We start from the raw sequence: 13,992 nt of genomic DNA on the forward strand, positions 1-13,992 counted from the left end.
CAATCCAAAGCAATAATCAAAAATTGTTATGACAAGTTGCCGAACTGTATGAGCAGCAACCGTTCCAGTTCCCACTCAACCGCACCTGCTCATACCTGACGTTGCAAATGGAAGGAATAAATATCCGAACGGTAATAGCCCAGCTTATACTCCAATGGATGATTTTCATGAGAGGAATACAGTGATCGCAAAACAATCAACGCTTTTCCGTGCGGCAACGAAAGTATCTTTTCCAGCCCCGCATCTGCATTAACCGCTCCTAATGTCTGCTCTACATCCTTTAATCTAATTCCAAGCCTTGCGTACAGGTCGAATGTTGAGAATGCCTGTCCGGCAGCCTCTGCCTGCCTTGCAGCTTCCCACATCCGTTCGCCCAACGCTGTCGGGAAAAAGGATCGATAGTAAACGACTGGTGTCTGCGCCGCATACCCAACCAGATCCAGCGCAGCGCAAGCACTGCCAAGGCGTTCCCGCGCTGCGGCATCGCCTGCCTCCGCTTGGAAGCCGCGCACCCTGGTATAGCCCGTCAACCCTTTTAGCTGGAGCACGCGGCTAAAACTGATGATGCGGTTCAGCTCATGGCTGATATCCGGTGCCTTAACAAAGGTGCCTTTACCATGCACCGCAAACGCCAGGTTTTGCTGAATCAACAGGTTCAAAGCCTGTCGCACGGTGATCCGGCTGACTCCATACTGCTTACACAGGCTGTTCTCCGAGGGAAGCTTATCACCCGGCTTATATTCTCCCTGATAGATCGCATCCGAGAGGCAATTGGCAAGCTGCACATACAATGCAACAACAGAATCATGAACAAGCATTAGTTTTTCCTCTATCTTTTTTATTGCAGTCCAGCCGTTTTCCTGATCAACTGGTCTGTACTTCCATTATAGGTATTTGGAAAAACCAGGTCAAGGGCTGCGACACGGAAAACAGCAGGCCATTCTTCATTCATTTTCAACATTTCACAAACGGCAGAGCGGCGTCTTAATCCACTGTATTTTCTTGATTCGATATGATATATTGTGGTATTATCCTATTACCTGTGCTTTTATGCTCTGAAGGGCGCGTTTCTGGGCCCGTAAATAGACGGCACCGTACACCCTCTCATTCCCCATTTTTTCAACTCCTCCCACACACATTATTATACTCCTATGATTTCTTCCACTTTAATCCAAAAAACCTTGAAGGAGAACAATATTATGGCTTTCAATACTCACATACCATTACATTTCGAGCTGGTAAACAAGGAAAACCGGAAAGAGATTGAAGCTCTGACGGTTTTTTCAGAACAAGCCAGCTTTATTGAGAGCGTAAAGGACTGTTTGCAGGAAGCAGACGAATTGGAGCTATGGCGGCCTGTCGGTATTTACGACGGCAACACACTGGTTGGCTTTTCCATGTACGGTTATTTTCCGGAACCAGCTCCCGGCCAACTATGGCTGGACCGGCTGCTTATTGACAGAAAATACCAGGGGAAAGGATACGGAAAGCAGGCAGTGCTTGCCCTGCTTTCCAAACTGTACATGGAGTATTCGAGCAATACCGTATACCTCAGTGTATATGAGAATAACCGTCACGCGATCCAGCTTTATCAGCAGCTTGGCTTCCGTTTCAACGGGGAATATGATGCCAAAGGCGAAAGAATTATGGTTTATTCTTATGAAAAAAGATAAACCGCTGCACGGAGAAGCACCGAACTGCGCGGCTCTGCCGCAGTTCGGTGCTTTCTTTTGCAATGATAGTTTTCTTTATTAATACCATATTCCGTCTATAGCGAAAATCCTCTTGAATTCTGTACTCGGCATGGCTGATGCGATTTGGGCCATGATCATGTAAAGCGGGATAGAATTATATGTGCAGTCAGCCCCGTAACATCCCCGTCCTCCATAAAACCAGCCCCAATCCGTTTACCGTCGTCAAACAGGAGCGCCACAGTAGTCAAGTATAGGGCTCTCCATCCCGGCGGACAAACGGCGTACCTTGGTGAAACATGGGGGTTGGATACATCGTACAGCCAGACGTTGCTCACTCCCTTTTCACACAGCTTGCCTGCCAGCGCCTGCGCTCTCCCAGCTTAGGCTGTAATTCTTGAAATTTCAGAGGAATATGGTAAAATCAAGGGATAGAAAGTGAGGGATTTGGTATGCAGATCCAACAGCTGACCTATTTCGTAACCGTCGCGGAGCAGGGCAGCATCAACAAGGCGGCAGAAAGGCTGTTTGTCACCCAGCCTAATCTGAGCAAGGCGATCAGCAATCTTGAGAGCGAACTCAATGTACATATTTTCGACCGTACGAATAAAGGCGTCGTTCTGACCGATGACGGTAAAAAGCTTTATCAGTATGCACGCACCATCCTGAGTCAGATGGAACTGATCCAAGGGCTTTCCTCCAAGGAGCGGCCGCGTCTTCTTTCAATTGCCTCTTATCCAATCATTACCATGGGGCGGCTGATCAGTAAATTCTACAACAATCATAAGCAGGAGGAAATCGCGCTGAAGCTGGTGGAGCAGCGCATGCAGCAGGTAATTGAAAGCGTAGAAAGCGGTGAGGCGGAGATCGGGTTTGTAATGAGCAACAATGTGCAGGTCAAGGAACTCAAGCACATGCTCCACTTCAAAAACCTGGTATTTAATCCCCTGGGGGAGGATACCTGGTATGCCAATGTTGGCCCCAATAGCCCGTTATATGGACGGGATGAGGTCACAATGGCAGAACTGCTGCATTTCCCCATCGTGCGGCTGCCGGATGATTACTTTTCCAACCTTACCTTTTATTTGCAAATCGACGGTATCCGGCTGACCGAGCATAAAAAGGTCGTTTATGTTAATGACAGCGCAGCCATCCTTGCGCTGCTCAGCAAGACCGATATTTTCCGGTTTGGGCCAGGGCTGAGCGCGCCGGATTTTGCAGCATACGATATCCAAAGCATCCCCATACGCAACTGTGACGTAAGGATCAACGTCGGCTGGGTGCAGCGTAAACGGGAGCTTCTCAGCCCGGAGGCTCGGGATTTTGTCCGCCTGCTGGAAGGGTTATATCCGTTGGGAACTATTGAAAATTGAAAAGATAGTTATAACCAGCTATGAAAAATAATTATAGCCGAGTTATAACTATTTATAATGAGAAGCATTTTAACAGAATCCTTTCGTCAAAACAGAAAAATACAGGCACTGTGTTTGTACACAGTGCCTTTTTATTATTCGAATTGCATAATTTTATTCCGGCTTTTTATATTTTCTTATCATGATGTTGTATTTATAACTGCATTATAACTATTTCGACTTGGACAAACAAAAAATCTGCATGCTATTCTTTTACCAGGCAAAGAAAGGGGGAGTCCTATGACACCGGTTTTGGCACTTACCATTCTGCTGTGCATCTATGCCGCTGGCGAGCTGATCGCGCAGAAGACCAGAGCAGTGTTTTCGACAGTATTAAGCATTGCAATCCTGCTGCTCCTCAGTTTTTGGAGCGGCATCCTGCCGCAGACTATCATCGAGGATGCACAGGTTACCGGATTCGGCAATATTATCGCAGGTCTGCTGATCGTATCCCTCGGCACGACGATCGACTTCCCCGAGCTGCGGCGGCAGTGGAAGGTCGTTGTCATCTCGCTCCTCTGTGTAAGCGGTGCGGTAGCTGCAATTATCGGGATCGGCATACCGCTTGTCGGGCGCAACATGGCAATTTCCAGCGCGCCGATTTTCGCCGGAGGTAGCGCGGCAACACTGATCATGACGACCGCACTGGATGAAAAGGGGCTGACTGCGGCCAGCACACTCTGCATCGCGCTTTATGTAACACAAAAATTTATCGGTGTCCCCATCGCCTCATTTTTGCTTCGGCGCACCGCCAGGCAGTTCCGCGAGAACCAAGCGCTGGTTGCTGAATACAGCGGACCTACACAGGAGTGCCGTGGCACCAAAGCAAGCGGCCCGCTGCAACTTCCTCAGGCGTTCGCCCGCCCATCCGTATATCTGTCAAAGCTGGGCCTAGTTGCACTGGCGGCGCACTATGCGTCCGACCTGACCGGCGGCACTGTTCATTACTTTGTCATGTGCCTGGTCATGGGCGTGATATTCTTCACACTGGGCTTTCTGGAAAAGGGTATTTTAGCAAAGACGCAGGCAGACAGCCTGATTACATTTTTTGTCACCATCCTGATATTTTCCAACCTGGCGGCAGTCACGCCGCAGCAGGTAATATCGGTTTTTCCATCTCTGGTGCTCTGCGCTACGTGCGGTGTGGCAGGCACCGTGCTGACCGGTTTCATCTGCGCGAGGCTGATGCACATTCCCTTTGGGCTTGCTGTAGCCTACGGCATCAGCTGTACGTTCGGTTTCCCGACCACGATGCTCATCCCCTGGGAGGTTTCCGAGGCCTTTGGGCGGACCGAGGAGGAAAAAGCCGCTATTCTCAACTATCTGTTACCTAAAATGCTGACAGCGGGCTTTGTCACCGTTACGATCGCCTCCGTCCTGCTTGCGGGCGTGGCGGTGCAGCTGTTGTGAGTATATAAGATGAAGAAAAAGGAGGAGTAAAGTATGGAACAAGCCTTTGACCAGATCCGCCGCTATATCGACAAACACCGAAAGCCGATGCTCTCCCTATGGGAAGAACTGGTCAACACGGAAAGCGGCTCACGGCAGTTGGAGGGCGTGGAAGCAGTATGCAATATCCTGCGCCGCGAACTGGAGGGGGCAGGCGTAAAAACGCGCACGATTCCCATGGACAATGCGGGCAGCGTTCTGGTTGGCGAATGGGATAACGGAAGCACCAAAGCGCCGCTTCTGTTTATCGGGCATATGGATACCGTATTTAAGGAAGGCGCAGTAAAGGAGAATCCGTTCCGTGTTGATGAGGAGAACTTTGCACATGGCCCCGGCGTCGTGGATATGAAAGCTGGGCTGGTGATTGCAGTCTATGCAATCAAAGCCCTGGCAGAGCTCGGCTTTCATGAGCGTCCAATTAAGTGCGTCTTTGCCGGCGATGAGGAAAACCTGCATATGTTTTCAAACGCTAAGGCGGTTATGGAGGCAGAAGCAAGCGGCGCTCTGGCAGCATTCAATTTTGAAACAGGCTATCTGGACAACCACTTTGTCGTCGGACGCAACGGCGGTGGCCCCGCCCAAATTACGGTGCATGGCGTAGCCGCTCACTCCGGCCTGGCGCCGGAGAAGGGAAGGTCCGCTATTTTGGAGGCGGCACATAAGATCGCCGCCATAGAAGCGCTCAACGATATCCCACGCGGAAAGCTGATCAACTGCGGCAAGGTATCCGGCGGTATTGGCGAAAATACCATTCCGGACACATGTACGATCAACCTTGGGATCCGCTTCCCAACTTCCGAGATCAAAGGTGAGATCCTCACCGCCCTCCAGAGCATTGTGGAGCACCATACCGTGCCCAACACATATGCCGAACTGGATACCAGCCGCCTGATGAACTGCATGGATACGACGGATGGTGTTATGGCCTTGTTCGGACATGTGAAAAAAACCGCAGCGGATTGCGGCTTTGGAGACGTGGACTGTTTCCGTGTCGGCAGCCTTTCAGATTCCGGCATTACTGTCGCCTGTGGAGTACCCACAGTATGCGGCATGGGGGCGCGCGGCGAAAAAAGCCATACACCAGAGGAGCGTGCCGAAGTGGAATCCCTGTTCCAGCGCTGTATGCTTGCCGCCTGCGCGGCCTACACATTACAGGATGATTTCAGGGATAAAGGAAAGGAGGTAAACAAATGAACGAAAAAGAGAAAAATGAGGCGCAGAAAGAAAAAATCGGTATTGGCGCGTGGATTTCACTGGTCATCCTGATTCTTGTGCTGTCTGGTGCCTTTCGCACGGTGGACGGCCCTCTCAAGGTGCTAGACTTTACCAACCTCTCCGGCGCGTTTGGCACGATCGGGGAAACGGGTGCCAATCTGATCGGTTCGGGCGGCACCGGCGCGAAGGACGGCTTCATGGCCGGCTTTAACCTGATCCCAGCAGTTATGTTTTTTTGCGGCTTGCTTGGCGTATTTGAGCAGCTCGGCGCTTTCAAGGCGTCTGACATTGTGTTCCGTCCGCTGCTTCGTCCGCTGATGGGTATTCCGGGCAAATGCGGCATCGCCTTTATCTCCAGCTTCACCGGCTCGGACGTTGCAGCTGTTATGACCCGTGAGCTGTATGAGGAAGGCGACATTACCGATGACGAACGGACGGTTTTTGTCGCCTATCAATACGCCGGCTCTGCGTGTATCAATAACACGATTACTGGCGGTGCGCCGCTTGTAGCGATCTGCCCGGTTGCGCTCGGTCCCTGTATTGTAATTATGGTCGTGTGTAAGCTGATCGGTGCGAATATCGTCCGGTTGATCCTTCGCATGAAGGGCAAAAAGCATAAGGAGGGCAAACTATGAATGCAGAAGTAAAAATAGCAGCAGCCCCTCAGCAGGCAGCCCCCGAAAAAGCCAAAAAGCCTTCGGTCGTCGATACATTCCTGAAAGGATGTGCCAAGGGCTTCAAGGTCGGTATTGAAAACATCACCCCCGCAATGATTCTCGGATATGTTCTGGTTTACATACTGCAGGAAACCGGACTCATGGACCTTCTCGGCACGGTTATGAGTCCAGTGATGGGGCTGTTCGGCCTGCCGGGTGAGGCGTTCGCAGTTTTGATCTCGGCATTTTTCGCCAAGGCATCCGGCTGTGCAACCGCGGCATCCATGTATCAGGCTGGAACCCTGACGCTTGGTCAGGCCTCCATGATGCTGCCTGCCTGTATCCTGATGGGTACGCTGATTGGCCACTATGCGCGTATCGTTTTGGTGACCGGCGCGAACAAAAAATGGCATCCCCTGCTGATCGGCATCTGCCTGCTCGATGCAGCCATCAGCCTGATTATCATGCGCATCATCCTTTCGATGATGGGCGTACAGTAAATGCGGAAAGGAGCGATAACCATGCTTTCCAAGCTGTCCCGCCGGCGCGGTCTGCAATTGGAAGCCCTTGGCAGCGTATTGATCTCTACCGTCATGCTGGCCGACCGCTTTCTGTTTACTCTGCGGGACGGGTTCGTCTTATCTGCAGCGATCGTCTCCGCATTGTTTTTAACTGCTGGCATACGCGTGGTAAAGCGCGCAGATGAACAGGCACAGAACGGCGATCAAGCGCCGGAATAAGCCTCGCTGCTCCCTTTATTTGCCCCACCTCCCGAGAGAGCCCCCCTGAGGAAGAAATTCCTCAGGGGGGCTCTTTTATCCATATTTATCCCATAGGCATTGCATGGGATGGCTGATCTTCACGGGTTCTGCCCCTGGCCCTCATCTTATTATGATGATATCCATGCTATTTCAGTCTTCTGGCATTTCCCAATGAAAGCACGCGTAGTACGGCGCCGCTTTCCGTTTCAGATAATCCGCGTCATCCTTTTTGCCCCAATCATAGAGCCCCTGTCCGGCACTTCGGCCGGTTTTTCCCGCTGCAATCCCATCCAGTACAATCTGCTGGATAGCCCGCGTACCGCACAGGTCGGGGTATACGCTTTTGGCAATATCGCACTCCAGGTTAAAACCTACATCATCAAAGTATTCCAACAGGCCGATCGATGCGTACCGCATACCAACTGCATATTTGATTGCCTTATCCACGTCCTCGACCGAAACCACGCCCTGCTCGACCAGATAAAGCGACTCGCGGAACAGCGCTTGTGCGAATCGGTTGATGATAAAGCCGGGTACGCTCTTATGCAGCGTCACAACCTCGCGATCCAGCTCTTCCAAAAGCCTGCGGGCGCGCCCAATGGTTTCCGGCGTAGTTTTCGGGCCGCCAACCAGCTCCACCAACGGCAACATATGCGCCGGCTGGAACGGATGGGTAACCACGAAGCGCTCCGGATGCCTCATTTCCGCCGTCAACAGTTCGGCCGAAATCGCGGATGTCGTAGACGCCATCAGGGTTTCAGGCGAAACGATCTCCTCCACCTCACGATAAATCCCACGCTTTACTTCCAGATTTTCAAACGCAGCCTCAAGCACAAACACGCAATCCCTCAGATCAGCCGGATCGGTCGTCAGGATAAAGCGTTTGCGGATCGCCGCACGGTTCTGCTCCGTCGCAAGCCCCTGCTGCACCAGCTCCTCCAGATTCCCCTCCAGAATTGCGCGGCACCGCTTCAGATCTTCCTCATCCAGCCCGACAATGGTCACCCAGCATCCGTGTCCCGCCATCAGCGTCGCCATCCCCGCGCCAACGCGCCCTGCACCGACCACACCAGTTTTGTAATCCAGCATTTTGTTTGCTCCTTTCCATCGTGTCAAAGACTTTCTGCTTTAATTATATAGCAAGAAGCTTGCCAAGTCAAAATACCTTCTCAAAAAGAAGCGATTCGCACAAAAAAACCGCTGGATTTACATTATTCTGACAAAAACCGTTCCTATCTCATACCTTGTCCCGTCGCCCGTTTCACGGCGCGGGCGCTGTTTCATGAAACAGTGAAACACTCCTCCGCGCATAGCGGCGCGTTCCCATCGAGCAACTTCGTTCATGGGGACGCGCCGTTTTGTTAACCCTCAATTCTCCTGCTCCATCTTTTTCAGCTGCCGCCACAGAGTCACGCGGCTAATCCCCAACATCTGTGCAGCGGCAGTCTTATTTCCGTTCGCCGCCTTCAGGGCGGCACAAATCTTTTCCCGCCCAGGCAGCAACTCCTCCCGCATGCCCTCTTCCGACTGTGCAGGAAGCGCGCCGCCCGGCAGGAACCTTTTCAGCGCCCGCGCATCGATCAGATCAATACCCCCACACAAAACCGACAGGCGCTCACAGAAATTACGCAGTTCTCTAATATTCCCCTGCCAGATCTGCTGCTCCAGCAGCCCCTTTGCCTCTTCACTGAAGCAGATTTTCGGCTTGCCCTGCCCGATCTGAAATTCATCCAGAAAAGCCTGCGCCAGCAGGGCGATATCCCCGCCGCGTTCACGCAGTGGCGGCAGTGTCAGATCCAAGACATTCAGGCGGTAGTAGAGATCCTCGCGGAACTCCCCCTTCCGCACCTGCTCATACAGGTTGCGGTTGCTCGCCGCGATAATACGGACATCGATCGGGATCACCTTATCATGCCCGATCCGCATGATCTCACGTTCCTGTATTACACGCAGCAGCCGGCTTTGCAGCGCAAGCGGCATTTCAGAAATCTCATCCAGGAAAATCGTTCCGTTATGTGCGATTTCAAACAGGCCGGCTTTCCCCTCCTTGCTCGCACCGGTGAACGCGCCGTTGACATAGCCGAACAGCTCGCTTTCCAGCAGGCTTTCCGGAATCGCCGCACAGTTGATTGCTACAAAAGGCTGCCCGCAACGCATACTGGCATTATGGATCGACTGGCTGAACAGCTCCTTGCCTGTACCGCTCTCGCCAAAGATCACAATATTGGAATTGGTTTGCGCAAACGCATCCGCCCTGCGGATGCACTCCCGAATCGCCGTGCTTTCCCCGATGATACTGTCAAAGGTGTATTTCGCCGTATGACCCTTATGGTAAAGCTTTCCGCGCAGCTTGCCCTCGGTTTCCTGAATCTGATTGGCGTTCAGGAAGGTCAGCACATAGCCGATCACTTCGTCGCGCAGATTAATTGTGATTTTCTTAAATGAAAGGTGAGTCTGGTGGTATTCGATAATTTCATCAATATAATCGTTAGGCCGGTTGACCAGACGAGCGATCTGCGGTGACCGCAGCACTTCCCGTACCGGCATGCCAAGGAACCAGTCCCCCGGCGTGATATTCAGGATACGCTGTGCCGCTCGATTCATCGCCGAAATATTCCGGTTCTGGTCCAGGGCAATCAGCCCCTCGAACGCGTTGTCCACCATTGCGGTGCGCAGCAGATTCTGCTCCCGCGCCTCCCTGCTCGCTGCACCGAGCTGCTTGGCGGCTGTGATCGCATTCCAGATCGAGCTTCTTCCTGATGTGAGCAGCATCGTCTGGGCATCAAGGTTCCGGGCATAGATGCATCCGCGCATACCGCCCAGAATGACCTTTTTTCCATCCTCAACCGCACGCACAACCGCTCGGTATACCTCCTCGTCTGTATTTTCTTCCAGATAATAGGGCGTTACATCCACGCCGATACGCTGGGCGGTTTCCTCGATCCCAAGAATCATATTGGTAGAGCCTATGATTCCGGCAGGCGCAGCGCCATACAGCTCTTTCAGCTTATACAATACGTTCAATATATCTTCGCCGGAAATCACCAGCTCAACAATTGGGATCGGCCCTCCCCGGCGCTTCAGATCGAACGCCAGCGCCCCCCGTGCAATGATCACATCGGCGTCCAGATTCTGTGACAGCGCCTGCGCTGTCGTCGGCGCTAAAACCGCGCAGAAATCATATTCCCGTCCATTCCCCGCGCGTCCGGTTTCCATCCCCTCGGCAAAAACCTCTTCCGCCTGTTCCTTTAGCTCCTCAAACGGCGCTAATAATACGATACGAATCATTTCTTTCTCCTCTACTCTTTCCGGCGATGCAACATCGTTTCACGTTTCGTTACGTCTCGTTACAGCACGTTGCAACAACCATACCATATGTTCCGCCCATTATCAAGCCCTTTCTGTTTATTTTGAACAACCAGAAAAGTTTTACTTTGTCGGAGAAGGAATTATTTTGTCTGTCCTGCTTTTTGGCATGCTTCCTGCTCTTTAACAGGGCGAACGCAAAACAGCGTATCCATAAATAAAGGAGGTCTTTGCTTATGAAACTTCAAGTCCTGATCCCTTCCGACATTTCAGAAGCCGGCAAGCAGTATCTGCGCGACCGGGGTTATGAAATCAAGATGGGGCGCGGGCTGGACGAGGACACCATCATCGCCGATGCACAGGGCTGCGATGCGATGCTGGTGCGGAATGAGCCCATCACCCGCCGGATCCTGGAGAACATCCCTTCCGTAAAGGTGATCAGCAAGCACGGTGTAGGGCTGGACAAAATTGACCTGGAGGCTGCCGCCGAGCAGAACATTTGGGTAACAAACGGTCCCCTTTCCAATGCAATCGCCGTGGCGGAGCATACCATGATGCTGCTTCTGGCCTGTGCCAAAAAGCTGGTACGGTTCGATTTGGCGATCCGTTCGGGCGACTACAACATCCGCAATACCATGAAAGGTATGGATGTAGAGGGGAAAACCATCGGTATCATCGGCTGCGGTAAGATCGGTTCCATGGTTGCAAAGAAATGCGTGCATGGTTTTGATATGAAGGCGGTCGGCTATGATCCCTTCGTTCCAGCGGAAGCGCGCCTGCCAGAGATCGAGTATGTCGATACGATGGAAGAGGTTTTCCGCAGGGCCGATTTTGTTTCCCTCCATGTCCCAGCCACCAAGGATAATGCGGGCTTTGTCAACAAGGATATGCTCTCTTTGATGAAGCCTACGGCATACCTGCTCAATGCCGCGCGCGGCACAATTGTCAATGAAGCCGATCTGTACGAAGCGCTGCACAGCGGTCGGATCGCCGGCGCCGGTCTGGATGTATATGCACAGGAACCCCCCGCTGCCGACAATCCGCTGTTTACGCTTCCCAACATCACAGTGACGCCACATAACGCCTCCCTGACGCATGAAACCACCGATCGCATGGGCCTGCACGCCGCGCAGGGTATCGACGAAGTGCTCTCCGGCGGCGCCCCGACATGGCCGTGCGTTACGCCGAAGAAGCCGAGGTAGCCTTTTCAAAAGGAGGAAATATGTATCAGCTTAGGAGTAAAAAATACGATATCGTCATAAAAAACGGCACTTTAATTGATACAATTGGCGATTTTGAAAAAAAAGAAGATCTTGCCGTCGTCGCCGGTAAGATTGCCGCTATTGGCACCATCTCAACAAACGATGCCAAGATGTGCATCAACGCAGAGGGATGTTATGTTTCTGCCGGGCTGATCGATTACCATTGTCATGTATTCCACGGTGGCGATTGGGCGAGCTGCTCCGCCGAGGCTTATGCATTGCCAAATGGAGTGACTACATTAGTGGATGCCGGCTCGGCGGGCTGTGGTGGCTTCCCGATATTTTGGAATAGTGTAGCAGCACGCAGCTTAGTGAATGTAAAGGCATATATCTTTGTCGGAACAGGCGGTCAAGTAGGTCTGGGTTGTGTGGAGGATGAAAATCCAGATCATATTAATCGGGACGGCATTGTGGAGCTTTGTCAGAAGTATCCAAATGAGATAGTTGGTATAAAAATTAAGATTGATAAGGATCATCTGGCACCATATGGCATTGAGCCTCTCTGCGAGGCCATACGTCTGGGCGAGGAAACAGGGCTTCGCATCTCTGCTCATGCCACGGATCCCATCGTTCCTGTTGACGAGTTCATTGACCTATTCCGTCCTGGAGATATTTACTGTCACATGTTCCATGAAACCGGCGAGGGCATTCTGGATGAGTCTGGAAACGTACGAAGCAGTATCCGCCATGCGCGTGAACGCGGTGTTTTATTCGACGCAGCACACGGGAAAACCAATAACTTTTCCCTTTCCTGTGCAAAGAAAGCAATTGATCAAGGTTTTCTGCCGGATATCATTAGCTCGGATTATACCAAAATCTCACTCTCCGCACGCTATCCTTTCACAATGATGCTGTCAGAATATCTCAACCTCGGTATGTCTTTCACCGAAGTCCTGCGATGCTGCACCGAAAATCCAGCAAAGCTTTTGTACGGGCGCTCAGCCCCTTTCCTTGCACTTGGCGAAGCAGCGGACCTTGCCATATTAAAAATCGCGGAACGTCCGGTCACTTTCTGGGATCACTACGGCAATCTGGTTCACGGTGATCAACTGATCGAAAACAAGATGACCATTTGCAACGGTGAAATTTTGTTCGATCAGCTGGAAGATAAATATCAGAAATTTGCTTAACAAAACAAAGGAGAAAGAGAATGAAACTGAGAAAAATCTGCGCACTGTTTCTGGCTTCAAGCCTTTTACTTTCGGTCGCAGCCTGTGCGCCGAATACGACTGTGGAAAGTAACAATGACGGCGGTGAAACATCCGCAAACACCGAAGCCAAGGTATTCACCATAGGTCATTCCAACCCTGCGGATCCAGATGACCAATATCATTATTTCTGTGAGCAGCTCAATAAAAATCTGCAAGAGATCTGCGATGGTGCTATTCAGTTTGAAATCTTCTCAGATAGCCAGTTCGGTACTGAAACTGAGATGTTTCAAGCAGTCAGTGACGGCTCGCTGGATGCGGTCTGCATTTCCAACAATATCGTTTCCGGTAGCATTCCGCAGTTACAGGTGCTTGACCTGCCATATTTCTTCGATAGCGAAGATGAGTATCAGTTCCTGGTTGATAACGAAGACTTCCTAAATGAAATCACCCCGATTTATGAAGGCACCTGGAACATGCACCAGTTTGCACCGGTACTCGATGCTTCTTGGCGTACTTTGTTCACCAAGGGTAAGGCTGTTAAAACATTTGAGGATATGAAGGATCTCAAGGTCCGTGTTACTACCAACCGCGTGCATGAGGCCGCTTACAAAGCTCTGGGAACCATCCCCTCGGTTATCGCATGGAACGAATGCTATACCGCCTTCCAGCAGGGTGTTATCGACGGCCTGGACGTTGGTGTTCCGATCGCCGCTACCATGGGCTTCTACGAAGTATCCGATTACTGCACGCGCGTCAATCCGTTCCCGATCCTGTGCTGGCCGATGATCAACATGGATGTCTGGAACTCCCTGACCGAAGAGGAGCAGGGCTGGATCACCGAGGCTGGTTATGATGCCGCAATGGCCCAGCGCACCCATCAGCGTGAGATGGAGGTTTCTTTTACGGAAATGGAAGAGGAAGCAGGCATTGAATTCTTTGAGCCCGACCTTACTCCGTTCAAAGAAGCAACTGCCAGTGTACGCGATCAGTTCAAGCCTGAAATCGGCGAAGACTTTTACACCATGTGCGTAAATCTGGTGGAAGAGTATCGCGCAGGCAAGTAAACCACATTGCTGCCCGGTGTGTGCT

At 51.7% G+C, this 13,992-nt stretch carries 13 protein-coding genes; 10 read left to right on the forward strand and 3 right to left on the reverse strand.

The window, feature by feature from the left end:
• Window positions 1–89: 89 nt before the first annotated feature.
• Window positions 90–818 carry a GntR family transcriptional regulator gene (locus H8S45_RS10110; RefSeq protein WP_054327850.1) on the reverse strand — a complete coding sequence of 243 codons (729 nt, stop codon included), beginning with the start codon at window positions 816–818 and terminating at the stop codon, window positions 90–92.
• A 381-nt stretch (window positions 819–1,199) separates the two neighbouring features.
• Here H8S45_RS10110 and H8S45_RS10115 point away from each other — a divergent pair, with 381 nt between their 5' ends.
• The 7 genes from H8S45_RS10115 (at window position 1,200) to H8S45_RS10145 (ending at window position 7,163) form a co-directional block, all read left to right on the forward strand.
• Window positions 1,200–1,673, forward strand: coding sequence for a GNAT family N-acetyltransferase (locus H8S45_RS10115; protein ID WP_107631575.1), 474 nt, complete (start codon window positions 1,200–1,202; stop codon window positions 1,671–1,673).
• Between the two features lie 470 nt (window positions 1,674–2,143).
• On the forward strand, window positions 2,144–3,064 hold the full coding sequence (locus H8S45_RS10120) for a LysR family transcriptional regulator (RefSeq protein ID WP_107631573.1): 921 nt from the start codon (window positions 2,144–2,146) through the stop codon (window positions 3,062–3,064).
• Window positions 3,065–3,343: 279 nt separating this feature from the next.
• The gene (locus tag H8S45_RS10125; protein ID WP_186950021.1) at window positions 3,344–4,513 is read left to right on the forward strand and encodes a hypothetical protein; all 1,170 of its coding nucleotides are present in this window, start codon (window positions 3,344–3,346) and stop codon (window positions 4,511–4,513) included.
• Between the two features lie 33 nt (window positions 4,514–4,546).
• Window positions 4,547–5,746 (forward strand): M20/M25/M40 family metallo-hydrolase, encoded by a 1,200-nt coding sequence (locus tag H8S45_RS10130; protein ID WP_107631571.1) that lies wholly within the window; start codon window positions 4,547–4,549, stop codon window positions 5,744–5,746.
• Window positions 5,743–6,402, forward strand: coding sequence for a nucleoside recognition domain-containing protein (locus H8S45_RS10135; RefSeq protein WP_107631570.1), 660 nt, complete (start codon window positions 5,743–5,745; stop codon window positions 6,400–6,402). The genes H8S45_RS10130 and H8S45_RS10135 overlap by 4 nt, the downstream gene beginning before the upstream one ends.
• Entirely contained in the window at window positions 6,399–6,923 is a 525-nt protein-coding gene (locus H8S45_RS10140; RefSeq protein ID WP_186950023.1) for a nucleoside recognition domain-containing protein, read from the forward strand. The genes H8S45_RS10135 and H8S45_RS10140 overlap by 4 nt, the downstream gene beginning before the upstream one ends.
• A 21-nt stretch (window positions 6,924–6,944) precedes the next feature.
• The gene (locus tag H8S45_RS10145; RefSeq protein ID WP_054327846.1) at window positions 6,945–7,163 is read left to right on the forward strand and encodes a hypothetical protein; all 219 of its coding nucleotides are present in this window, start codon (window positions 6,945–6,947) and stop codon (window positions 7,161–7,163) included.
• A gap of 171 nt (window positions 7,164–7,334) precedes the next feature.
• Here H8S45_RS10145 and H8S45_RS10150 read toward each other — a convergent pair whose 3' ends face one another.
• A complete protein-coding gene (locus H8S45_RS10150) occupies window positions 7,335–8,273 on the reverse strand; it encodes a 3-hydroxyacyl-CoA dehydrogenase family protein (RefSeq protein ID WP_054327845.1) in 939 nt (312 codons plus the stop codon).
• A gap of 279 nt (window positions 8,274–8,552) precedes the next feature.
• The gene (locus H8S45_RS10155; RefSeq protein ID WP_107631569.1) at window positions 8,553–10,472 is read right to left on the reverse strand and encodes a sigma 54-interacting transcriptional regulator; all 1,920 of its coding nucleotides are present in this window, start codon (window positions 10,470–10,472) and stop codon (window positions 8,553–8,555) included.
• 254 nt (window positions 10,473–10,726) lie between these two features.
• Between H8S45_RS10155 and H8S45_RS10160 the strand changes: the two genes are divergently transcribed.
• The 3 genes from H8S45_RS10160 to H8S45_RS10170 are packed head-to-tail and all read left to right on the forward strand — an operon-like array spanning window position 10,727 to window position 13,967.
• Window positions 10,727–11,692: a hydroxyacid dehydrogenase gene (locus tag H8S45_RS10160; protein WP_054327843.1), complete on the forward strand. Its 966-nt coding sequence runs from the start codon at window positions 10,727–10,729 to the stop codon at window positions 11,690–11,692.
• Window positions 11,659–12,882: an amidohydrolase family protein gene (locus H8S45_RS10165; protein WP_147573722.1), complete on the forward strand. Its 1,224-nt coding sequence runs from the start codon at window positions 11,659–11,661 to the stop codon at window positions 12,880–12,882. Before H8S45_RS10160 ends, H8S45_RS10165 begins: the two co-directional genes overlap by 34 nt.
• Window positions 12,883–12,902: 20 nt before the next feature.
• A complete protein-coding gene (locus H8S45_RS10170) occupies window positions 12,903–13,967 on the forward strand; it encodes a TRAP transporter substrate-binding protein (protein WP_054327840.1) in 1,065 nt (354 codons plus the stop codon).
• Window positions 13,968–13,992: the final 25 nt, after the last annotated feature.

Origin of the sequence: Agathobaculum faecis (assembly GCF_014287995.1) — a bacterium.
Taxonomy (GTDB): domain Bacteria; phylum Bacillota; class Clostridia; order Oscillospirales; family Butyricicoccaceae; genus Agathobaculum; species Agathobaculum ammoniilyticum.

Coding starts and splice junctions, on each gene's coding strand:
- H8S45_RS10120 (WP_107631573.1), top strand. CDS start 2,144: ATGCAGATCCAACAGCTGACCTATTTCGTAACCGTCGCGGAGCAGGGC.
- H8S45_RS10155 (WP_107631569.1), bottom strand. CDS start 10,472: ATGATTCGTATCGTATTATTAGCGCCGTTTGAGGAGCTAAAGGAACAG.
- H8S45_RS10140 (WP_186950023.1), top strand. CDS start 6,399: ATGAATGCAGAAGTAAAAATAGCAGCAGCCCCTCAGCAGGCAGCCCCC.
- H8S45_RS10160 (WP_054327843.1), top strand. CDS start 10,727: ATGAAACTTCAAGTCCTGATCCCTTCCGACATTTCAGAAGCCGGCAAG.
- H8S45_RS10170 (WP_054327840.1), top strand. CDS start 12,903: ATGAAACTGAGAAAAATCTGCGCACTGTTTCTGGCTTCAAGCCTTTTA.
- H8S45_RS10130 (WP_107631571.1), top strand. CDS start 4,547: ATGGAACAAGCCTTTGACCAGATCCGCCGCTATATCGACAAACACCGA.
- H8S45_RS10125 (WP_186950021.1), top strand. CDS start 3,344: ATGACACCGGTTTTGGCACTTACCATTCTGCTGTGCATCTATGCCGCT.
- H8S45_RS10135 (WP_107631570.1), top strand. CDS start 5,743: ATGAACGAAAAAGAGAAAAATGAGGCGCAGAAAGAAAAAATCGGTATT.
- H8S45_RS10165 (WP_147573722.1), top strand. CDS start 11,659: ATGGCCGTGCGTTACGCCGAAGAAGCCGAGGTAGCCTTTTCAAAAGGA.
- H8S45_RS10110 (WP_054327850.1), bottom strand. CDS start 818: ATGCTTGTTCATGATTCTGTTGTTGCATTGTATGTGCAGCTTGCCAAT.
- H8S45_RS10145 (WP_054327846.1), top strand. CDS start 6,945: ATGCTTTCCAAGCTGTCCCGCCGGCGCGGTCTGCAATTGGAAGCCCTT.
- H8S45_RS10115 (WP_107631575.1), top strand. CDS start 1,200: ATGGCTTTCAATACTCACATACCATTACATTTCGAGCTGGTAAACAAG.
- H8S45_RS10150 (WP_054327845.1), bottom strand. CDS start 8,273: ATGCTGGATTACAAAACTGGTGTGGTCGGTGCAGGGCGCGTTGGCGCG.